The following is a 21,977-nucleotide window of genomic DNA, read 5'->3' as shown; positions in this document are numbered from 1 at the left end:
ATTTTCAATTGTAGTATGGGCATTCGTTATATAAGGAAGAAATGGTAACAGTGATAACCCTAGTAACAAAACTATTAATCCTATTAATCTGTATGCTTTTTGATATAAGTTCATTAATGCCTGTATTTTATAAATATCATTTTCAGCTAAAGGCTTGTATAAACTATAAATTATAGCAGTATCAAAACCCAAATTAGCTAGTGAAAACATAATTAATATACTTGTAAAAAGTCCATCCACACCTAAATATTCTACGCCGAGTGTATAAATAAAAACCGTTCTAACGACAAACCCCATACCAATACTGAGTAATTGTCCAGACAAACCAAATAATATATTTTTCAGGGAATTTTGTATTCTCATAATAATATCCTCTATTTTTAATTGTTTTGTTTAAGTATTGCATTTACTTTAATACTAATTTTTCTTTTTAAAATCGGAAAAAATTTCATTATTCTGTATTTTAGTAATGCTTTTCTTCTCTGCGCTTTAAAATCATAATTTAAAAACCAGTCTAGTAAGTCTTTATCTAATATATACGTATAGTTTTGCTTCATCCGAATTTGAATTAGATTCCAATACATAACAATGAACGTATTTGTAAAAAACTTCACCTCATTATTTAAAGATTTTTTGACGTACTGAAAAAGATTATTTGGGATATTGAACCCATACTCCCGAGGATCTTTTCCTTCAGCAATAATTCCCATAATAGTCCTTAAACATTTTTCACATTTACAACAATTTTCTTCATTTTTAAAACATACCCTGATATTAACCGATTCCTTATTAATTGAATAATGGTCAACAACCACTTTAACTTTATCCTGCCTAGTAAGTTCGTATCCATCATGAAAAACTTCACCTGATGCATATTTTATTTCATTGTCGACTGTTGGATCAGATGCACAAGTAACTTGATATAAAGGTGAATTAGAGCTTGCAATATATATGCATTTTATCTTAAGTTTGAAAGCTATAGGAATAGCTGCGGATATTATTGCTAGCCCATGATGCAATCCATGCCACCATGTATCGTCTAATTTATCTCTAAAGTCATGGTCAACATTCCCCGCAATTATAAAAGTCCCATAATTAGATTGAATAAGAATATTTTCTAATCCATTCTCTTTTGCAAAACTTATAACATTTTCTTTATCTGCTTCCCAAACATTACTATTTTCTATATCATCTTCATGCCATCCATATTCCGTAATCAATAATGGCTTTTTATCCTTTATTCTTATAAAAGTAGTAAGTGCATCAAGCCCTCCACTAAATAGAGATGCTGCTTCAAGTTTAGGAATGTAAGAATTGTCAACAATTTTATCTACTACAATAGAACCCATAAATTTGACACTAGGAAACATATTTTGATATGCACTCTTTATATTATTTAGACAGACATAAAAGGATTTATCTAATTCTTTTATCACTATTGTTGAATCAGTAATCCATATAAGAGGGACTACGTTCGCAACAAATGGAATAGCTAAAATGCTATTTGGAATATCCGATACATTATAGTTGTATTCTAGAAACATATGATTACTTGTTTTAAAATACTTTTGTAAATCCCCCTTGATACTAAAAAAGTAATCCACCCTGTTATTTTTTATTATAATTTTATCGAGAATTATGCTATTCATTTTTACCTCCTAATAAATCGCCTCATTTACCATATGTTCTGTTTAATTTGAGAATTGTCTTAACCATCGATTTACCACATCAAAATCTACCTTAACATCTGTGATTATTTCTGAATTAATCATTTTTTCAAGATTATTAAAATCAGTTCTATCGATTAAATTTAAATTATATGTCTCGCCCATTCCCTTTGCTCTTTCATCTATAGAGATAATTATTGTACGTTTTTTATGTCGCATTGCGAATATACCACCATGTAAACGTGTTCCAATATAATCCACTTCTCTATTCAGTATTTTTTCGTACTCTTCGATAGTAGGGGGTACAATTTTTATTTCTTGTACACCTTTTAATTCTTTCAAATATTCAAGATCTCCCGCGTCTTGTATCCAAAAATAAACATTTTCATAATTTTTATTAAGTATATCTATCAATAATTGATCCTTTACACGGTTCTTAGAATGATGAGTAAGTGTAAAAACAACTGAGTCTGATTTTTTTGTAGGAATTCCCTTACAAAACTCAGGTGTAAGGGACCACAATGTTACACACCCTGTATTTAAAGCTTTAAACCCCATTTCTTCTAAAAATCTTTTGGTTCTTTCGTCCCTAACGCTATGTATATATTCATGTGATAGAACTTTTTTATATAACAACTTTGTATACATATTTATCTTATTACCTTTCCCTGCACCAACACCAACTAGAATACTCCCTTTTAAAGGACCACAATTAAACATATTAATATTCCATTGAGGAAAATGAGTAAACATGTCCATCGCTAGCAAGTTTGAACCACCTACAAACTTATATTTAGCGCTACTATAAATCTGTACTCGATGTGATTTTCTTGCTACTTGATACCAATGAAACGGTGAAACATGAGTGGGTAATGTTAAAACATATGCATTTTTAGTTATATCAGATAGCTGGTACTTTACGCACTTCATTATTATGTCATCGCCCTTGTTAAGAGAACCTACCGACGTATCTAACACTAAAACATTATCCATGAAAACACTTCCTCCAAATATCTTTTATACATATAATAAAAGATTTTTTAGTTTTATAACTTAATCAATTATCACTCAATTAATCTATATATCTTTTCCACTTCTGTTTCATTACCATAATTCCTTTGACTAACATTATTCACAATTTCAGTTCTGAATTCGACATCATCAACCAGTTTTTTTATCCCCTCTACAATCCCCTCTACACCCATTGGACAAATATATCCATCTACACCATTCTCTAATTGGCTTTTTGCAGTTGGAAAATTAGTTATAAGTACTGGTTTCTTAAGAATTTGTGCCTCACGTACTGTCACAGCCTTTCCTTCATATCTGGATGGTTGCACATATATATCACACGCTTTTATATACGGATATGGATTAATCTTCTTGCCTAGCAGAATGAATTTATCTTGAATCTCTAGTTTATCTATCAATATTTTAAGTTCACTCTCTTGAGGTCCATATCCAACAATGTACCACTCAATATCATATCCTTGATCCAATAGTTTCCGAAAGGCATGTATAGCGTCATCAATTCCCTTAGCATGCGAAAGTCTACCTACAGTAACTAGTTTTATCCGGCCAAGATTAACTGGTATTTCATGAGTAACATCCTGATTAGATTGCTCACGTATAAACTCAGGAGATATTATATTTTCAATAACCTGTACTTTTTTATTAATATAAGGAATGCTACTAAGAAATGTATCTCTACAACTTTCAGAAACAGCCACGATATCATCTATTTCTTTCCACATTTTATACTCCATACCTTTATTAAGTTGTATGTTAGAATAATCTGTATGAATCCACCCGATTTTTCTTTTCGCCCTAACTTTATTACCTATGAAATAATGCGGCCACAAAAAACTAATCGCAACATCGTACTCTTCTTCCAACCTCGGAAGAAATGGAAGAGACATTCTCCATCCATATTGAATGACAAAGTATCCTGGTTCTTCACTCTTCAGATACCCTCCATGCACAGTACCCATAACTTTACCTATCAACCTTGTTATCCCAATAGAGATATGCCCATCTTGTACTATTTGTTTAATTGATTTCCTAAAAGTAGTGTATTTTTTTAATTCTTGTAACAAATTCGGTTCTTTAGGTAATAAAGAAAAGAACTCTCCCTCATGTTTAAATAACATTAAATCTATATCATATTTACTGTAATCAATTGTATTTAGCAAACCAATTAAGCTTCTTTCTACTCCACCAATTGCCAAATCAAAAGATGCAATCAATATTTTTTTCTTTTTCATCATCAAATCCCTCACAAAATCTATCATGGGTTTCTTTTATTTCATATGGTGATTTTGTGCTATCTTCTACCAAAAAATCACCATATGACTCAAGTATGCAAATTGATAATAAACTAAATTTCACCTTATGGATTCCTTACACTCTATTCCATATAACGTTAACCACTCAAGAATGTTATTATTGATATCAAAACCTAATCTTGAAATGTTGTTAATTATAATTCCTTTTTCAGGTCTTTTTTTTAATAGAGCTTTATAAATTTCTGTGGACCATAGTTCAATTTTTTCATCTAAGCCAACAAACGAAACTATACCTAATCCCATATCAGTATTTTTAGGTATTGTATCCGCTACAACACAAGGTACACCTGCACATTGTGCTTCCAATGTTACAATACCAAAACCCTCAAATAAAGAAGGAAATACAAAAACATCAATAATATTCATAATTATCGGAATGTCATTTCTCACTCCCAAAAATCTAATATTTTCATAAATACCTAGTTCTTTTGCTTTCAATTCAATAGAAGCTTTTAACGGACCATCCCCTGCTAAAATGGCGATAAAATTTGTATCCTTCTTTAAAATCTCCTTTAAAACTTGTAGTATAAAAATATGATTCTTTGATTCTGAAAAACGACCTATATGTCCAATTAATTTCGCAGCATCCGGTATACAAAGTTCTTTTCTTACACTAGAAATCTCCTCTATATCAACATCAATAAATTGTTTTATATCTATTCCATTTTTAATCAATTCCACCTTATTATTGTGAAGCATCTTTTCACCAAATAAAAAACGAGCAGCTTCAGCACTGCACGCACAATAGTCTGTTCCAGCATATTTAATAATAGATCGCAGAATCTTTAGGGTAACTCTTGCTGTGACTCCAGATCCTTGTGGCCAATTATTACTGTGAGAATGGCAAATTCGCTTTTTTATACCAGCCTTTTTTGCAGCCACAGCTACAAAACCACCTTGATAATCCGTATGCGCATGTACAGCTACATATTGACTATCAGACATTATTTTTGTAAGTTCTTTAATATATGCCAAAGGCCCTACTTGTCCTAGACTTGGTATTCTATATACCCTCCCTCCTAATGCTGTTATTTCATCATCGTAATCACACTCCCCGCTTCCATGAGATACAAAATCAAATTGAAGTTGCTCTCTATCTATTTTTCTGTATATATTCATTATTAAAGTTTCGGCGCCGCCCCGATTCATAGCACTGACAATGTGCAAAATTCTTTTGGTTTTTTTAGTCTTAAGCATTGAAATCTACCCCAATCTTACAATCAATCCCCTATATTTACCCCTTTATTATCCAAGTAAATTGCTCTTATAGATAATCCCCAGAGTAATGATATGTTCATAAACAAAATAGATAAAATAGCATACCAGGATACTATAATAAATTAATTTCTGATCCTTCTGTGTAAATAACTTTACAACCCAAGAAATTAATATTAATTGATATAATCCAAAATAAATCGAAAATCTTGCAAAAATCCAATTTTGAGTTGAAATAATCATAAAAACTAGACCTAATAATGCCATATTTACGATATAATCACTCTTCGGAAAATGTTTTCTTAGTTTATGCCTCCCAATAAAAGCAAGGATGAGTGGTGCTGAATCCACAGCAACCCTCAATATATTGGCTCCACCTTCATGAAAATTCTTATATTCACCATATTGTGTATCTTCTATAGCCGCAAAGAATAACGTTGAAAATTGATTAAATCCAATTACAATTATTACAGCAAAAACAAGAAGGATACATGTCATTGCTGACCAAGATTTCCTTCGAACTAAAAAATAGATTGGAATTAAAACAAGCGCACTTTGATGAAATGTTGATGCAAAAAGTACTATTAAAACGTATTTTTTCCAACTACCCTCAAAAATATATTTTATAGCAGCAAAGCTAATAGCTGCAGCTAAATACTGCCTTATTCCATTCATGGAGACTAAATACATGCCAGATGTTATATATACATAGAGACTTATCTCAATTAATCTTGAATATTTATATAAAGTGAATACAATTAATAAATTTGTTATTAGAGCTGTAATAAAAACCATAGCCTGAGGATCATCCGTATATCCCTTTAAAATCATTTGAAAAATATTAAATCCCATGTCTTTATTATTTTGGATATATTCCCAATTAAACTCAGCAACATTATATGCATGCATATAAAAATAAGTATCCCCAATATTATTTCTAAGCCCTGACACTAATACAAGAGATAGAGCCGCCATCAAAATTAAAAACTGATTTGGCTTTATCAATGTAAGACTATTAGTCACGGGTATAGCAAAATACCTTGCAAAAAACGCGAGTATGAATACTATAGCAAGATTCATCCAAAGTATGGTCATTATTCTGTCCTCTCATTTAATTACTACGCAAGTTTCTAAATGTTTACTTTCATTTTTGTTTTCATTGCAATGTAGCTATAAAGGATAGCCCCGAATGGTAGTGCGCACAGTGTTAGTCCTTTGCATGGTGATTCTTGTATAAACCTTCTATTTCTAGCTATGAAACTACTAGATACATAATGTATAGCTTGCCTATACTTAAATAGTCGATTAGTGAATGGCAATTTCATAAGTTCCTTACGATAAAAAGCAAAACCTCTTGGATTTTTACGATATTGATTTAGCATATTCATTGATGATCCATCAGCCATGTATTCCACATAACAAAGTGCTTCGTTCATTAGTAACATCTCATATTGTTGATCTAACATATAGTATTTATATGCTAATCCTACATATTTTTCATTTTTAAAAATTGGGTATGGATATTTCTTAGTCAATTCTGTGCGATAGACCAATTTTTTATCACCTGTAACACCATGTTTGTTGTAAAGATCAAAAAGCGTGGAGTATTTAAGGTCCTCTGGTAACTTTGAGCCTATTATTTGCCCATTTATATACAAGTCCAGTCCAATTATTCCACTAACTTCATCATTCCCATAACTATTCCAAAAAGAAAGGATTTTTTCTACAGCATCATCTGGCATGTAATCATCAGAATCAATACAAACGTTTAACTCCGTATCAATCATTTCATAGGCTGTATTATGAGCACCATGCATCCCTTGATTTTGTTGCCAATGATACATAATTTTGATATGTTTTTCAGCAATCCAGCTATCCACCAATTCTTTTGTGTTATCACTAGATCCATCATCTATTATTAACCATACAAAACCCTTACATGTTTGACGTTTTAAACTCTCATAACAATTTTGAAGACAATACGCTCTATTATAAGTAGGGGTGAAAATCGTTAAATTCTCCAAATTACTCACCTCGAAAGTACGGAATAAAAATCTTGGGTTAATTCTGCCGTATGCTTAATATCGTATCCTTTTTCTAATAATAATTGAGCTGATATATTCCTCGAGAAATTACTAGTTTCTAATTTTTTCATTTTTTCTATCCAAGCCACTTTATCCGTTAGAGGCAAATGTTCAACTAAATTCATTCCCAAATCCACTTCTTTCGTAATAGTATCCGATATGATACAAGGTAAACCAACCCCTTGCGCTTCTACAAGTGTGACTGGTAATCCCTCATGAATAGATGGAAAAACAAATGCATCAAATGCTTGAAGTATACGTTCTATATCACCTCGTACCCCAAGAAATCTTATATTCTTCTCTATATTCAAATCTTTTACTTTTTTTTCAATTTCCATGCGAAGCGGCCCTTCACCAGCTAATAACAGTATTGAATTTGGCCGGAATTGAGTTAACTGAGCAAATAAATCTATAAGATAGGTATGATTTTTTTGATAAGCGAATCTTCCGACATGACCTATAACAAAAGCTTCCTGTTCAATTTGTAATTCCTTTCTTACTTGTTTTCTTATTTCAGGACGGAACAAAAATCTATCACAATCAATTCCATTTTTTAAGATTTTGGCTGTATCAGCTTTATCTGCAAATAACCATCTCGCAGCAGCATTTGAACATGCTAACAAATGTGTTGCACATGTAGATATAGATTTTCCTGCATGCCATTTATAGATTTTTGCCGCAATTCCTCCCTCACTACTAGTATTATGACTGTGAGCAATCCTAACCGGTATTCCCGCCTTCTTAGCAGAACGAAGTACAAATCCGCTCATTTTATCCATGTGTGAATGTACAATTCTATATTCTTGATGAGAGGTAAAGAAAGCATCCAGTTCCTTTATATATCCTCTATGTCCAACGTTTGTGATATATGGAATTCTATGAATTGCCCCGCCTAACTTTACTATTTCTTCATCAAACACTCCTTCTTTACATGTTAAAAAATCAAATTGAACTTTGGAACGATCTATATTGCGATATAAATTCATAATTAGCGTTTCGGCGCCGCCTCTATTCATATTTACGACTACGTGTAATACTCTTAATGGAGTACCCACCTTAACTCCTCCATTTCACCCATGAATGTTGTATAAATTTCTTGTTTCTCTTTTAACACTTCATTGACTGAATATTGATTTTTAATACTAGTACATCCATACTGCCCCATCTGAGCTAATACTTTAGGATTTATAGAAATACCCTTTATCCTGTCAGCCATTGCTTTTATATCATCACGATCTACAATCCAACCATTTTTATTATTAATAATCAATTCCCTATGTCCCCGGTTATCAGTAGCTACAACCGGAAGTCCACAAGCCATGGCCTCCATAATATTAACTGGCAAACCCTCCCTGTAACTGGATGCAACCGCAAGATCACACATCTGTAGTAAGGAAGCTATATCATTTCTGTAACCGAGAAAATGAACCATGTTAGTCACTCCTAGTTGAGTAGCTATTTTTTTACACTCTTCTATTAACGGACCTTCTCCAGCCAGCAAAAGCTTCGCATGTGGCATTTCATTTTTCAATTGTGCTAATACATGGATTAAAAAGCTTTGATTTTTATTCTTATTAAATTCAGCAGCATAAAACATTAAAAAATCTTGTGGTTTATAGCCACATTGTAGCTTTAATTCTCGTTTTTCAATTTCAGTTACAGGAGTAAACCGTTGTACATCTATTCCTACACCGTGAACTAGCTTAATATCTTTCACTGGAAAGCGATGTTTAACTGCTAAATCATAATCTTCTTGGTTAATTGTTATTAAGCAATCCGTATGAGAAGCTAGAATTCTTTCAATCGGATAATAGAGTAACCAATTCATATACGGTGACCCTTTACAAAAGTGAAATCCATGTGCTGTATATACGACTTTCGTTCCTTGCTTCCTTGATTTCCGAGCAGCTAAACGCGCAATTACTCCTCCCATGGGCGTATGACAATGAATAATGTTATATTTATTTTTATCAATAATCGACATTAACTTTTTGTATGCATGAAAATTTTGTAATCTAATAGGTGATCTTTGAAAAGGGATATTGTATTTTTGATTGACATATGGAAGTTCCATGTTGCCATTCGCTGCAACATGCACTTCCCATCCCTGCTCTGCGAACCATTTCATATACGGTAAATGGAACGCCTTAAAATGATAATCTACAGTTGCACAAAACAGAACTTTTTTAGACATCATTCCCACGCACCCGTCTTATTTTATTCTTATTAAGCTCACGCACTATTATCCTGATACTGGAATTAATATTTTCAAAGGCTTGCGATGATTAACTAAATATAATAATCTATCTCGTAATTCTTCTTCATTAAAATTTCCATATATAGAAACAAATTCTTCTACCTCTTCTATACGGACATTCATTTCTTGCCCTACATAAATTCTCGGATGAACTTGCTTTTCATTCATTTCATCTTCTTTTAGTAATTCTTCAAAAAGTTTCTCCCCTGGACGTATACCAGTAAATTCTATTCCTATTTCATCTACAGAATTTCCTGATAATCGAATTAGATTTTTGGCAAGATCGACAATTTTCACTGGTTCTCCCATGTCTAAAACAAAAATCTCTCCACCTTTAGCTAAAGAACCAGCTTGCACTACGAGTCTTGATGCTTCCGGGATTGTCATAAAATACCGAACCATATCAGGATGCGTAACTGTAACTGGTCCACCATTTTGAATTTGCTTCTTAAATAAAGGTATTACACTCCCTCTACTTCCTAGGACATTCCCAAAGCGTACAGTAACAAATTTTGTATGACTTAATTTATCTTTACTTTGAATAACCATCTCCGCCAATTTTTTCGTTGCTCCCATAACACTCGTCGGATTCACTGCTTTATCCGAAGAAATCATGACAAACGTTCCCACTCCATGTGCTCTCGCTGCCTCTGCTATATTCATAGTCCCAATCACATTATTTTTAACAGCCTCTTCAGGATTATTCTCCATTAGTGGTACATGTTTATGTGCAGCTGCATGATATACAACATTCGGAAGATGTTTGCTCATAATTAATTGCATCTTCTTTTCATCTTGTATATCTGCGATTTCAGGAATAAACGTGCCTTTCATATCTCCATATTTTCTGTTTAATTCCATTTCTATAGAATAAATACTGTTCTCCCCATGCCCTAGTAAAATCAACTTTTTTGGCCTGAATTTTGCAATTTGTCTACAAATTTCCGAACCAATCGAACCTCCTGCACCAGTAACTAAAATGACTTTGTCAGTTATATAATCTGAAATAACATCCACATCAAGTTCTACAGGATCGCGCCCTAATAAATCTTCTACTTGAACATCCCTGAATTCATTCACCGAAACTTTACCCGTTACTAAGTCTTCTAACATCGGAAGAATTTGAGTTTTCACTTCTGTTTTTAAACATCTTTTCAAAATAACATTTTGCTCTTTTTTATTTAATGAGGGAATTGCCAAAATAATTATTTCAATATTCAGTTTTTTAACAACGTACTCAATTTGATTCATACCACCAATTACTGGAATACCCCAAATATCAAGGTTGTGTTTTTTTACATTATCATCCATAAATGCGACTGGTATTAATTCGACAGCACTATTCTTTAACAACTGTCTTGCAACCATTGTCCCAGCTGAACCAGCACCAACAATTAAAGTTCTTTTTTTGTCACCATTTTTCACATAATAAGTATCTCTATACATTCTCCACATAAAACGCGAACCGCCAATTAATAAAATATGAATCATCCAAGTTACAACTAACAATCGAAAATACATTTTTTGCATGATTAGTTGTTGCACAACCGCTGTAGTGATAATAGAAAATGTAACAACTTTGCATATAATGAGTAGTTCACCTATACTTGCGTATTCCCAAGCTTTTTTGTATAACTTATAAACAAAAGCAAACAAATGATGACTTAATAATAAAGTGATAGAACTAATAACTGATGATAAAGTGATAACACTGAAGCTAGCATTTACAAAGAAATAACTAAAAAAAATTGCACCTAATACAATCAGTGAATCCATTAAAAGCAATAGCGATATCCTCCGTCGATACGTCATATTACTTCCCCCTTTAATCAATTCCTTACATAACTCTTCCCAATTTATTTCAAAAATAAAGTTTGTAGCTATATTCTCTTTACTAAAAACACATAGCTACAAACTTTAATAAAAATGGGCATCTAACCCTCCCTCACATTACGCTCTTGATGACTCGCATCTAAGGTTGTTTTCACACCCCACAGCATAATCGAGTGCCTCCATTGATAGCGGTAAGGAGACATCACCACATCGTAGTCCTTTTAAAAAAAATTCTTTATAAAGAACATCTTTATATACAAATTTTGATTTTTTCTAAAGTACATTTATATTATTCATACTTTTCCATTCAAAATCGCACCTAACATCCTACTTTTCGTAAAACTTAACGCCCTTTTCGTTTCAAGCGCATCTTCGTTCACAGTATGATTATAACGTATCACCAATAATACACCTTCACATTTATCAGCCAATACACTTGTATCCGTTACCTCTAATACAGGAGAAGAATCAAATAATATGATATCATACCGTTCCATTGCCTTTTGAACTAACATATCCATTGAACTCGAACTAAGCACTTCAGATGGATTAAATGGTACTGGTCCGCTAGTTAATACATCCAGCCTTCCCAGCTCTGTTTTTTTCACTGCCCCCTCTAAAGTTATTTTTCCGTTCAGTATATCAGTTAATCCAATTGTATTTTCCACTCCAAACATTTCATGAATAATCGGCGTTCGTAAATTTGCATCGACCACCAATACTTTCTCACCTTTTTGTGCCATCGAAGCTGCTAAATTAACTGTAATAGTTGATTTCCCTTCACCATACCTTGGAGAAGTAATAACTATAGTTCTATTTTTATGAATAGACGCGGATAATTGGAGATTTGTTCGAATCGAACGATACTGCTCTGAAATTTTCGATCTTGGAGCGGTATGTACAATTATACTTTCTCCTTTAACTTTATTTGTTTTTCGTCTATTTTTGTAACCCACTCCGTTTCCTCCTTCAATGACAACGTATTCTTTTCACTATATTTGTCTTTCTTATTTTTCTTACTCATTTTAGAAATTCCACCTAAAACCGGGATATCTAATAATTGCTCAATGCGTCTTTCCGTTTTGATTGTCTCATCGAGAGAGTCCAATAAAAAAATAAAACCGATACTTAGCACCATACCTATCAGGAATGCAATTGCAATCGTCTTAGTGTGATTTACATTGATAGGCATTGAATGTTTTTGAACCGGATCTTCTGGTAATATACTCACATTATTAAAATTCAATATATTAGCTACTTCTTTCTTATAAACAGTTGCAGTAGTATTTGCAATTTTATGCGCAAGCAGAGGATCAGTATCTACCACATTAATCCTTATTATTTGGGAACCTTGTACACTTTCTGTACTTATTTGTCCACTTAATGCACCTACGGATCTATTAATATTCAATTCAGCGGCTACTTTTTCTAATATTACAGGCTCATTTACCATTGCTTTCAGTGTATTCATAGTTTCAGCGTTAGCTTGGACAATAAGTCTTGCCGAGGAGGCATATAATGGCGTTTTTACATACATACTATAAATCGCTCCTCCTAATGTTGTAAAAGTTGTAAATAATAGAATTATCCAAATTTTCTTCCGTATAATAGTAAATAGATTTTTCAAATTTATTTCCTTATCCATAACTTTCCTCCTCATTTAAAACCAATGAGCTTCAACTTGAAATTGGCATCTAAAACTTAAGAAAAAATAATATCTTCATTCTTTTAAATATATAAACATTTCTAGTTAATGCCATTTTAGTTCTTTATACAGAACGCGTCAACACAAATTATTTTCACTAAATTACTTCCTGATGACACTAAAAACATTACGACAACATTCGTGTTTTTTCACTGTAGATAAATGACGAAAAAGCCCTAATACCGTAGTATTAGGGCTTTTTTCTCTCTTAGTATAGAGACATATATTGATCGCGTTCCCATTGGTGAACTTGCGTTCTAAAGATATCCCACTCAATCTCTTTCGCTTCGATAAAGTGCTCAAGTAAATGATCTCCTAGCGCACCGCATACTACTTCATTAGATTGTAATGTAACTAATGCTTGCGCTAATGTTGCTGGTAAGTCAACGATACCTGCTTCCTCGCGCTCTTCTTTTGTCATTACATAGATGTTACGGTCTACTGCAGCTGGTGGAGTTAATTTGTTTTTAATTCCATCAAGACCTGCTGCTAGTAAAGTTGCCATTACTAAATATGGGTTTGCAGCTGGGTCAACACTACGTACTTCTACGCGTGTACTAATACCACGAGATGCAGGGATACGTACTAACGGGCTACGGTTTTGTGCAGACCATGCTACGTAACAAGGAGCTTCGTATCCAGGTACTAAACGTTTGTAAGAGTTTACAGTTGGGTTTGCTACCGCTGTAAATGCTGGTGCATGTTTTAAAATACCCGCGATGAAGTGACGAGCATCATCACTTAATTGTAAGTCTCCGTTTTGATCGAAGAATACGTTCTCACCATTTTTAAATAATGATAAGTTACAGTGCATACCTGAACCGTTCACACCGTATAATGGTTTCGGCATAAATGTTGCATGTAAGCCATGTTTACGAGCAATTGTTTTTACAACAAGTTTGAATGTTTGAATGTCATCACATGAGCGAATTGCATTTGCATATTTAAAGTCAATTTCGTGTTGACCTGGTGCAACCTCATGGTGAGACGCTTCAATTTCAAAGCCCATTTCTTCAAGTTCAAGAACGATATCACGACGACAGTTTTCCCCTAGATCCATCGGCGCAAGGTCGAAGTATCCACCGTTATCGTTTAATTCTAATGTTGGATTTCCTTTTTCATCAACTTTAAATAGGAAGAATTCTGGCTCTGGTCCAAGATTGAAATCTGAGAATCCTAATGCTTCCATTTCTTTTAACACACGCTTTAAGTTGTTACGTGGGTCGCCATCAAATGGATCACCAGCTGCAGTGTAAATATCACAGATCAAACGAGCTACTTTACCTTTTTCAGCTGTCCAAGGGAAAATTACCCAAGTATCTAAATCTGGATATAAATACATATCAGATTCTTCAATACGTACGAAACCTTCGATAGAAGATCCATCAAACATCATTTTGTTATCAAGAGCTTTTGTTAATTGGCTCACTGGAATTTCTACGTTTTTAATTACTCCTAAAAGGTCCGTAAATTGTAAACGGATATACTTTACATTCTCTTCTTTCGCCAAACGGAAAATATCTTCTCTTGTGTACCTAGCCATTATAAATTCCTCCTTAGTCCCTCTAAACACCTTAAGAATCAGTTATCTTTAGTGAAAAAACCTTGAAATATCACCTTGTCGCAATGAAGTCCGATTAAATCTACCTGTATGTTGTAGTTCATCTCGAAGAATTTTGCGAAGCTCGGATTTTGAAATTTCTTTCGTTTCTTCTTTTACTTTCACTGCTTCTGTTTGATTTTCTTTCATTTGCAATACTTGTTTAATTCCGGCCATATTTAAGCCTTGATCTAACAAATCTTTAATTTCCAACAATTTATCTACATCGTTAAATGAAAATAATCTACGATTCCCTTTTGTACGGGTTGGAAAAATAAGATTATGCTCTTCATAGTAGCGAATTTGACGTGCAGATAATTGTGTTAAATCCATTACAATACCAATAGGAAACAGCGGAGCAGAACGTCTATCTTCTTTCATCACTTCAGTTCCTCCTTCGCCTTAACTGCTTCTCATTTTATACCACGTTATGTTTAGTGTCAATAGATGTTAGCTTTTCTTACATGGTTTTTTTATAAATTTTTTCATTCTTTTTTCTAATGGCACAAATCATTACTTTCACACGAAAAAAAGCTGTCGAAATCGACAGCTTCCCTTTAAGAAATTGTTAATAGATTTTTTTCAATTAACGCATCAATTGCAGAACAAATCGCAATTTTCACATGAGAATACGTCAATCCACCTTGTACATATGCAACATACGGAGGACGAATCGGACCATCCGCAGATAATTCGATACTTGCACCTTGAATAAATGTCCCAGCAGCCATAATTACATCATCTTCATATCCCGGCATATAGTTTGCATACGGAGTGAAATGAGAATTAATTGGAGATGCATATTGAATCGCTTGACAGAATGCAATCATACGATCTTTATCGTCAAATTGAACAGATTGAATTAAATCCGTTCTTGGTGCATTCCATGCCGGTGATGTATTCATCCCTAATTTCTCTAAAAATGCCGCCGTAAAAATAGCACCTTTCAGCGCTTGACCAGCAACATGCGGAGCCAAGAAGAACCCTTGATACATTTCTTGCAGACTGTATAAAGACGCTCCTGCTTCCGCACCGATTCCTGGAGATGTTAAACGATATGCACACGCTTCAACATACTGTTCTTTACCGACAATGTAACCACCCGTTTTAACAATTCCCCCGCCAGGATTCTTAATAAGAGAACCTGCCATTAAGTCCGCACCAACATGACATGGCTCGTTTTCTTCAATAAATTCGCCATAGCAGTTATCTACAAATACAATAACATCAGGTTTAATCTCTTTAACAAACGCAATCATCTCTTTAATTTGTGAAACTGTAAACGACGGACGAGTAGCATATCCTTTTGAACGTTGAATACCAATCATCTTCGTGTTACTACGGATCGCAGCTGCAACAGCTTCAAAGTCCACAAATCCCTCTTCAGTTAACGGAACTGCGTTATAACCAATATTATATTCTTTAAATGAGCCTACACCTTTTCCGCGCACACCAACGATTTCTTCTAACGTATCATACGGTTTCCCCGTTATGTATAGTAACTCATCTCCCGGACGTAAAATACCAAATAAAGCTGTTGAAATTGCATGAGTACCCGAAATAATTTGAGGACGAACAAGACCCGCTTCCGCTCCAAATACATCCGCATACACTTTCTCTAACGTGTCACGACCAATATCATCATACCCATAACCTGTCGTCGGAATAAAATGCGAATCACTAATTTTATGTTTACGAAAACTTTCTAGCACACGAAATTGATTACTCTCAATTACTTCATCCACACGTTTATGCACTTCTATAATTTGACTTTCTACTTCTTTTACGATTGGAGCAATTTTTTCTCCATTTTTCAAACGATCAAACATTATTATTTTCTCCTTCTTCCACTAAAAATCTCTTTAATTGCCCATTAAGCGATGAATGAGCAAATATATATCCTGTACAATCATATACAAATTTATCTTCTAGAAACTCCATTTTAGTTAATAACGTTTCCGTCTTTAAAAGCGTTAACAACCTACCTTCACTCGGAGGAATTTCCACTTGATAATCATCCATTTCTTCCTTCATCTTCATTTCTATCGCTTCTTTTATACGCAGTAAATCACTTTCTTCAAAAGCACTAGTCATTAAGAAATCACTTTTCGGAAATGGAATGAAGTTTTGATGCAATTTATCTTTTTTATTATATAACGTAATAATAGGAATACGATTAATTTCAAGGTCTGACAATAATTGTTTTACTGTCTGCTCATGCCCTACATAATTAGGATCTGCTGAATCAACAACATGTAAAATAACATCCGCTTCCCCAGCTTCTTCTAACGTAGATCGAAAAGCAGCGATTAGTGACGTAGGTAAATCTTGTATAAAACCAACCGTATCAGTCAAAAGCACTGTATAACCAGAAGGTAACGGCATTTTCCTTGTCGTCGGATCTAGTGTTGCAAACAATAAGTTTTCTTCAAACGTATCAGCTTCCGTTAATCTATTAAACAACGTAGATTTCCCTGCATTTGTATACCCAATTAACGAAATTTGAAATACTTTATTATCTTTCCTTCTCTCACGATATCTTTTCCGATGTTCTACAACAACCGCAAGTTGCTTCTTTATTTCATCAATACGTGATCGAATATGACGACGGTCCGTTTCGAGCTTCGTCTCTCCCGGCCCTCTCGTACCAATTCCACCACCAAGACGTGATAAAGACAAACCTTGCCCCATAAGGCGCGGCATTGTATATTGCAACTGAGCTAACTCTACTTGAAGCTTACCCTCTCTCGATTTCGCACGTTGCGCAAAAATATCTAGTATTAACTGCGTTCGGTCAATCACTCTCGCATCTAATACTGAAGATAAATTCCGAATTTGACTTGGTGTTAACTCATTATTAAAAACAATAACAGCCGGCTCTAACTCTTCCGTCATCGCAGCAAGCTCTTCTAGTTTACCTTTTCCTATATAAGTTGCAGGATGAAACTTCGGACGCTTTTGCGTCGTTGATACTAACACTTCCGCTCGCGCAGTCTTTGCTAGCGATGCCAGTTCTTTCATGGAATGCATAAATTTTTCATCATCATCTTGCGACAATTGACAGCCAACTAATATGACTTTTTCTTTTTCTTCCATCAAATATGTTCACTCATCCTTTTCGAAATTTAAACCTTCTAATATAATAGCAGAGGAAGCATATTTCATCTAGTTAGCGGGGGAGAAAATTCATGGCATGGGAGATTTTTAGCATCATAGGCACAATCGCCTTCGCACTAAGCGGAGCCATTGTTGCAATGGAAGAAGATTATGATATTTTCGGGGTATATATTTTAGGAATGGCAACCGCATTTGGGGGAGGTGCCCTTCGTAATTTATTAATCGGTTATCCAATCGTCGCATTTTGGCAACAAGACATGTTATTCCAAATCGCACTATTATCAATGACGATTATTTTTCTTTTTCCAAATAAATTAATTAGACATTGGAAAAAGTGGGAAAACATCACGGACGCCATCGGTTTATCAGCATTCGCTGTACAAGGAGCACTATATGCTCAAAAACTAGATTTACCAATCAGCGCTACAATCGTAGCTGCTGTTTTAACAGGCATCGGCGGCGGTATTATTCGCGACCTTTTAGCTCGCAGAAAACCTCTTGTCCTTCGAGCTGACGTATATGCGTTTTGGACGATTTTAGCAGGGTTCTTAATTGGCGCTAAAATTATCGTTAGCGATTGGGCTCTATACACCTTATTCATTTTAATTGTTTGCTTCCGCATGATTTCTATTCATTACAAATGGCATTTACCGCATAGACGTATTGATACAAAGGAACGTTCAATGCATAAATAGCGCTCTAACCTCTTTACATATCGTAAAGAGGTTTTTCTTTTCTAACGAGTTTTTCTTTACATAATGTTCATACTAACTTTTAAAGCGAGGTGAATACAAATGACAAACCATGTTAATAAAGGTGCTCAAAAAAGCTCAGTAGACCAAATTACACACGATCCTAATTCAGCACACGAAAAAAGCGCTAAAATGGAACGCTTCCATAAATCTTACCAAGAAAAAGCGAAAAAAGAGTAACGTACTTATACATCAAAAAACAGACGCACAGTTTACGTACTGTGCGTCTCCTCTTCAAGCATCAAATCCATACTTGATATCCCAATTAAATCATATTTATCATACGTATCCTCTTGTAACAATCGCATAGCTTGTGTGCGAATTGATTTTTCAACAATATTCCGTACGTATCGCCCATTACTAAATGATGTAATTTGTGACGAATACTTTACCGCATGTAAATGATCTCTAAATTTCCACTCTGCTTCTTTCGATAACTGATATTCACGCTCTTCATACATTCTCTTTCCAATTTCCAACAACTGATTTACCGAGTAATCCGCAAATTCAATAATAAACGGAAAACGAGATTGTAATCCTGGGTTTAATGAAAGAAAATGGTTCATCTCTCTTGAATATCCAGCTAAAATTAGTACAAAACCGTGCTGCTTATCTTCCATATGCTTCACAAGTGTATCAATAGCTTCCTTCCCAAAATCCTTCTCTCCACCCCGCGCTAATGAATACGCCTCATCAATAAATAAAATCCCTCCCATGGCCTTCTTTATTAAATCTCTTGTCTTCTGCGCTGTATGTCCGATATACTCACCTACAAGATCAGCACGTTCAGCTTCAACTAAATGCCCCTTCGATAAAATATTCATCTCAAACAACAATTTCCCTATCATTCTAGCAACGGTTGTCTTCCCAGTACCCGGATTCCCCCTAAATAACATGTGAAGCACTTGCTTCTCAGACTTCAACCCCACCTCTTGCCTTTTTTTGTTTACATAAATCCAAGCATAAATTTCTTTTATTATCTTTTTTATATCATCCATCCCAACAAGTTTTCCCATCTCTTCTTCAATTCTCTGCAACATCTCATGTTTAGTAGTGGTTTCACTTGAAATTACCGTTTTATTTTCTGATGCCGGTAACGAAATTTTCTTTCGATGGTTTAATACAATATTAATTTGATTGTTATTTTTCTTACGCATCGATTGTTCCATACAATCACCTCATTTTATCCACTCACCAAATATTATTATTCCAGTCCCTCTTGCAAATGCCTATTTTCAGAAAAGTTTGCTATAATATAAGAAATAATCAAGGTGGTGGGACTATGGAAACAACGGAATTCCATGATACAATACAAGCCTTTTCTATTTTTTTATTGAATAAAGGCCGAAAGTCTTCAACCATTAAACGTTATGTTTATGACATTGAAGATTTTGGACATTGGTTAGAAAAAAACAAAAAGCTCCCTTCCAGTAATATATGGGCAACACTTTGTACAAAAGACTATGAAGATTACTTTTCAGACTTAAAAAAGAATCGACACTACTCTGAGAAAACAATGCATCGTGTATTTATTGTGTTAAATAGAATGCATCATTTTCTTAACATTCCAAATCCATTAAAGAATATGGAAATTACTATTCAACCAAACCGTGCATTGCGTAATGAAGATTTCATTTCATGCGAGGAAGAAAAAAGATTAAAGTATATAGTCACTTCATTAGAAGGACTTTCAGAAAAACAACGTCCTGTTCGTCCGTTATTAATGGATCGTAACATTGCCATTTTAAGTCTATTAATCGACTACGGACTATCCTTACAAGAGCTTACAGCATTAACTATGCATCACGTTCATTTTGAAACTAATACACTTTCTATTCCGGCAACCGCAGGAGTGGAAAGAACAATCCCCTTAGCAACCGAAGACAAAAAACAACTGTACACATATTATAAAAGTATTCCAGAACCAGTTCGTCCTAAATATCATAGTAATGACCCGTTGTTTGTCGCATTCGATTTTAACCGTGGAACATACAGATGGGTATATGAAAACGACGCACCAAAAGCACTAACAGAAATCGCTATTCAAAAAATGATCCGACTTGAAGTAGCAAGAGCGAATTTACGTAAAGGCATTTCTGGACAGCATTTCCGGAACACGTTTATTTTACGCCTAATAAAAAAACAAACCCCAGAGCCAGAGATCATAAAATTAGTTGGCTTCAAATCAAAAATTTCACTAAAACGGTATTATCAATATGCTGAAAATAAAAAAAACGCCCTATAATAAGGCGTTTTTTTATTTTTTTCTCGAAACAATCAATTTCACTATGACCATTTAACCATTCCCTGCATCTACTATGATGAGTTTCGTTCATATTCTTATTAGAAAGGAGAGATTTAATGTCTCGCTTTAACGACAATGAAAATAAATACTCCAATCCATGCTTTCCAACTAGCGCTGGACGAATTCCAACTACCCCAACGATTCCAATTACTAAAGCGCAAATTAGAACATTCCGCGCAATCATTAACGATTTAATAAAAATAATCCCTAAGCTTTTCGCCAATCCATCTCCCAAAAACATAGAGGATCTAATAGATACATTGCACCTACTAAGCAAATTCATCTGTTCACTAGACACCACTTCCGCTCTGAAAGCACAAGGATTAGCCATCATTAAAAACTTAATAACTATATTAAAAAATCCAACATTTGTAGCAAGCGCTGTATTTATTGAACTTCAAAATCTAATTAATTATATACTATACATTACAAAGTTATTCCGAATTGATCCTTGTACACTCCAAGAACTCCTTAAATTAATTGCAGAGTTACAAACTACTCTAGTTAATTCAGCTTCGTTCGGTCGAGGACCTACTGGACCTCGAGGTAATACGGGCGCTACTGGTGCTACCGGTCCTAGAGGTAACACAGGCGCTACTGGTTCCACTGGTCCTCAAGGTGTTCAAGGTAACACGGGTGCTACTGGACCTCAAGGCATTCAAGGTAACACGGGCGCTACTGGTGCTACCGGACCTAGAGGTAACACGGGCGCTACTGGTTCCACTGGACCTCAAGGTATTCAAGGTAACACAGGTGCTACTGGACCTCAAGGTGTTCAAGGTAACACGGGTGCTACTGGACCTCAAGGCGTTCAAGGTAACACAGGTGCTACTGGACCTCAAGGTGCGCAAGGTAACACAGGTGCTACTGGACCTCAAGGTATTCAAGGTAACACGGGTGCTACCGGTTCCACTGGACCTCAAGGTGCGCAAGGTAACACGGGTGCTACTGGACCTCAAGGTGCGCAAGGTAACACAGGTGCTACTGGACCTCAAGGTATTCAAGGTAACACGGGTGCTACCGGTTCCACTGGGCCTCAAGGTGCGCAAGGTAACACGGGTGCTACTGGACCTCAAGGCGTTCAAGGTAACACAGGT

20 protein-coding genes and 1 pseudogene are annotated in these 21,977 nt (G+C 34.7%); 4 read left to right on the top strand and 17 right to left on the bottom strand.

The annotated features are described in order from the left end of the window. From JTF23_RS26375 to hflX, 16 genes and pseudogenes are all read right to left on the bottom strand, one after another. Nucleotides 1-363, bottom strand: a pseudogene (locus tag JTF23_RS26375) (lipopolysaccharide biosynthesis protein); the annotation flags it as partial. A gap of 17 nt (nt 364-380) precedes the next feature. Continuing rightward, entirely contained in the window at nt 381-1,649 is a 1,269-nt protein-coding gene (locus JTF23_RS26370; protein WP_204210178.1) for a peptidase, read from the bottom strand. Between the two features lie 42 nt (nt 1,650-1,691). Next, nucleotides 1,692-2,660, bottom strand: a complete 969-nt coding sequence (locus JTF23_RS26365) for a polysaccharide pyruvyl transferase family protein (protein ID WP_204210175.1) — start codon at nt 2,658-2,660, stop codon at nt 1,692-1,694. Between the two features lie 71 nt (nt 2,661-2,731). Continuing rightward, complete coding sequence (locus JTF23_RS26360; protein WP_204210173.1) at nt 2,732-3,931, bottom strand: glycosyltransferase; 1,200 nt, start codon at nt 3,929-3,931, stop codon at nt 2,732-2,734. Between the two features lie 120 nt (nt 3,932-4,051). Continuing rightward, nucleotides 4,052-5,209 carry a glycosyltransferase family 1 protein gene (locus JTF23_RS26355; RefSeq protein ID WP_204210172.1) on the bottom strand — a complete coding sequence of 386 codons (1,158 nt, stop codon included), beginning with the start codon at nt 5,207-5,209 and terminating at the stop codon, nt 4,052-4,054. Between the two features lie 48 nt (nt 5,210-5,257). After that, nucleotides 5,258-6,322, bottom strand: a complete 1,065-nt coding sequence (locus tag JTF23_RS26350) for an EpsG family protein (protein ID WP_204210170.1) — start codon at nt 6,320-6,322, stop codon at nt 5,258-5,260. Between the two features lie 35 nt (nt 6,323-6,357). Further along, the gene (locus JTF23_RS26345; protein ID WP_204210168.1) at nt 6,358-7,251 is read right to left on the bottom strand and encodes a glycosyltransferase family 2 protein; all 894 of its coding nucleotides are present in this window, start codon (nt 7,249-7,251) and stop codon (nt 6,358-6,360) included. Between the two features lie 5 nt (nt 7,252-7,256). Continuing rightward, entirely contained in the window at nt 7,257-8,366 is a 1,110-nt protein-coding gene (locus JTF23_RS26340) for a glycosyltransferase family 1 protein (protein ID WP_204210166.1), read from the bottom strand. Then, nucleotides 8,351-9,508, bottom strand: coding sequence for a glycosyltransferase family 4 protein (locus JTF23_RS26335; protein WP_204210165.1), 1,158 nt, complete (start codon nt 9,506-9,508; stop codon nt 8,351-8,353). Before JTF23_RS26335 ends, JTF23_RS26340 begins: the two co-directional genes overlap by 16 nt. 45 nt (nt 9,509-9,553) lie before the next feature. Further along, nucleotides 9,554-11,380, bottom strand: coding sequence for a polysaccharide biosynthesis protein (locus tag JTF23_RS26330; RefSeq protein ID WP_204210163.1), 1,827 nt, complete (start codon nt 11,378-11,380; stop codon nt 9,554-9,556). Nucleotides 11,381-11,694: 314 nt separating this feature from the next. Continuing rightward, nucleotides 11,695-12,357 carry a CpsD/CapB family tyrosine-protein kinase gene (locus tag JTF23_RS26325; protein WP_002160835.1) on the bottom strand — a complete coding sequence of 221 codons (663 nt, stop codon included), beginning with the start codon at nt 12,355-12,357 and terminating at the stop codon, nt 11,695-11,697. Continuing rightward, the gene (locus tag JTF23_RS26320) at nt 12,306-13,046 is read right to left on the bottom strand and encodes a YveK family protein (protein WP_002160834.1); all 741 of its coding nucleotides are present in this window, start codon (nt 13,044-13,046) and stop codon (nt 12,306-12,308) included. The genes JTF23_RS26325 and JTF23_RS26320 overlap by 52 nt, the downstream gene beginning before the upstream one ends. Before the next feature lie 268 nt (nt 13,047-13,314). Further along, nucleotides 13,315-14,649: a type I glutamate--ammonia ligase gene (gene glnA, locus JTF23_RS26315; RefSeq protein WP_002111253.1), complete on the bottom strand. Its 1,335-nt coding sequence runs from the start codon at nt 14,647-14,649 to the stop codon at nt 13,315-13,317. Nucleotides 14,650-14,697: 48 nt separating this feature from the next. After that, nucleotides 14,698-15,087: a transcriptional repressor GlnR gene (glnR, locus tag JTF23_RS26310; protein ID WP_002014475.1), complete on the bottom strand. Its 390-nt coding sequence runs from the start codon at nt 15,085-15,087 to the stop codon at nt 14,698-14,700. A 176-nt stretch (nt 15,088-15,263) separates the two neighbouring features. Then, a complete protein-coding gene (locus JTF23_RS26305) occupies nt 15,264-16,535 on the bottom strand; it encodes a methionine gamma-lyase family protein (protein ID WP_002111255.1) in 1,272 nt (423 codons plus the stop codon). Next, on the bottom strand, nt 16,528-17,802 hold the full coding sequence (hflX, locus tag JTF23_RS26300; RefSeq protein WP_078180978.1) for a GTPase HflX: 1,275 nt from the start codon (nt 17,800-17,802) through the stop codon (nt 16,528-16,530). The genes JTF23_RS26305 and hflX overlap by 8 nt, the downstream gene beginning before the upstream one ends. A gap of 92 nt (nt 17,803-17,894) precedes the next feature. Between hflX and JTF23_RS26295 the strand changes: the two genes are divergently transcribed. After that, on the top strand, nt 17,895-18,518 hold the full coding sequence (locus tag JTF23_RS26295; RefSeq protein WP_002111257.1) for a trimeric intracellular cation channel family protein: 624 nt from the start codon (nt 17,895-17,897) through the stop codon (nt 18,516-18,518). 99 nt (nt 18,519-18,617) lie between these two features. Beyond that, a complete protein-coding gene (locus JTF23_RS26290) occupies nt 18,618-18,755 on the top strand; it encodes a hypothetical protein (RefSeq protein WP_002111258.1) in 138 nt (45 codons plus the stop codon). A 32-nt stretch (nt 18,756-18,787) separates the two neighbouring features. Here JTF23_RS26290 and spoVK read toward each other — a convergent pair whose 3' ends face one another. Then, nucleotides 18,788-19,744, bottom strand: a complete 957-nt coding sequence (gene spoVK / locus JTF23_RS26285) for a stage V sporulation protein K (RefSeq protein WP_002111259.1) — start codon at nt 19,742-19,744, stop codon at nt 18,788-18,790. Nucleotides 19,745-19,857: 113 nt separating this feature from the next. On the opposite strand from spoVK, the gene JTF23_RS26280 reads away from it, so the two are divergent. Both JTF23_RS26280 and JTF23_RS26275 read left to right on the top strand, forming a co-directional pair. Continuing rightward, entirely contained in the window at nt 19,858-20,820 is a 963-nt protein-coding gene (locus JTF23_RS26280) for a tyrosine-type recombinase/integrase (protein ID WP_016105898.1), read from the top strand. Nucleotides 20,821-20,936: 116 nt separating this feature from the next. Beyond that, nucleotides 20,937-21,977, top strand: a 1,041-nt coding sequence (locus JTF23_RS26275; protein ID WP_204210161.1) for a collagen-like repeat preface domain-containing protein, incomplete at its 3' end; no start/stop codon positions are given.

The sequence above is a fragment of the Bacillus sp. RIT 809 genome (assembly GCF_016892495.1).
In the GTDB taxonomy this organism is placed as follows: Bacteria; Bacillota; Bacilli; order Bacillales; family Bacillaceae_G; genus Bacillus_A; species Bacillus_A cereus_U.
This window is presented reverse-complemented; position numbering and strand designations above follow the sequence as displayed.

Coding starts and splice junctions, on each gene's coding strand:
- JTF23_RS26370 (WP_204210178.1), bottom strand. CDS start 1,649: ATGAATAGCATAATTCTCGATAAAATTATAATAAAAAATAACAGGGTG.
- JTF23_RS26365 (WP_204210175.1), bottom strand. CDS start 2,660: ATGGATAATGTTTTAGTGTTAGATACGTCGGTAGGTTCTCTTAACAAG.
- JTF23_RS26360 (WP_204210173.1), bottom strand. CDS start 3,931: ATGAAAAAGAAAAAAATATTGATTGCATCTTTTGATTTGGCAATTGGT.
- JTF23_RS26355 (WP_204210172.1), bottom strand. CDS start 5,209: ATGCTTAAGACTAAAAAAACCAAAAGAATTTTGCACATTGTCAGTGCT.
- JTF23_RS26350 (WP_204210170.1), bottom strand. CDS start 6,322: ATGACCATACTTTGGATGAATCTTGCTATAGTATTCATACTCGCGTTT.
- JTF23_RS26335 (WP_204210165.1), bottom strand. CDS start 9,508: ATGATGTCTAAAAAAGTTCTGTTTTGTGCAACTGTAGATTATCATTTT.
- JTF23_RS26330 (WP_204210163.1), bottom strand. CDS start 11,380: ATGACGTATCGACGGAGGATATCGCTATTGCTTTTAATGGATTCACTG.
- JTF23_RS26320 (WP_002160834.1), bottom strand. CDS start 13,046: ATGGATAAGGAAATAAATTTGAAAAATCTATTTACTATTATACGGAAG.
- glnA (WP_002111253.1), bottom strand. CDS start 14,649: ATGGCTAGGTACACAAGAGAAGATATTTTCCGTTTGGCGAAAGAAGAG.
- glnR (WP_002014475.1), bottom strand. CDS start 15,087: ATGAAAGAAGATAGACGTTCTGCTCCGCTGTTTCCTATTGGTATTGTA.
- JTF23_RS26305 (WP_002111255.1), bottom strand. CDS start 16,535: ATGTTTGATCGTTTGAAAAATGGAGAAAAAATTGCTCCAATCGTAAAA.
- hflX (WP_078180978.1), bottom strand. CDS start 17,802: ATGGAAGAAAAAGAAAAAGTCATATTAGTTGGCTGTCAATTGTCGCAA.
- JTF23_RS26295 (WP_002111257.1), top strand. CDS start 17,895: ATGGCATGGGAGATTTTTAGCATCATAGGCACAATCGCCTTCGCACTA.
- JTF23_RS26290 (WP_002111258.1), top strand. CDS start 18,618: ATGACAAACCATGTTAATAAAGGTGCTCAAAAAAGCTCAGTAGACCAA.
- spoVK (WP_002111259.1), bottom strand. CDS start 19,744: ATGGAACAATCGATGCGTAAGAAAAATAACAATCAAATTAATATTGTA.
- JTF23_RS26280 (WP_016105898.1), top strand. CDS start 19,858: ATGGAAACAACGGAATTCCATGATACAATACAAGCCTTTTCTATTTTT.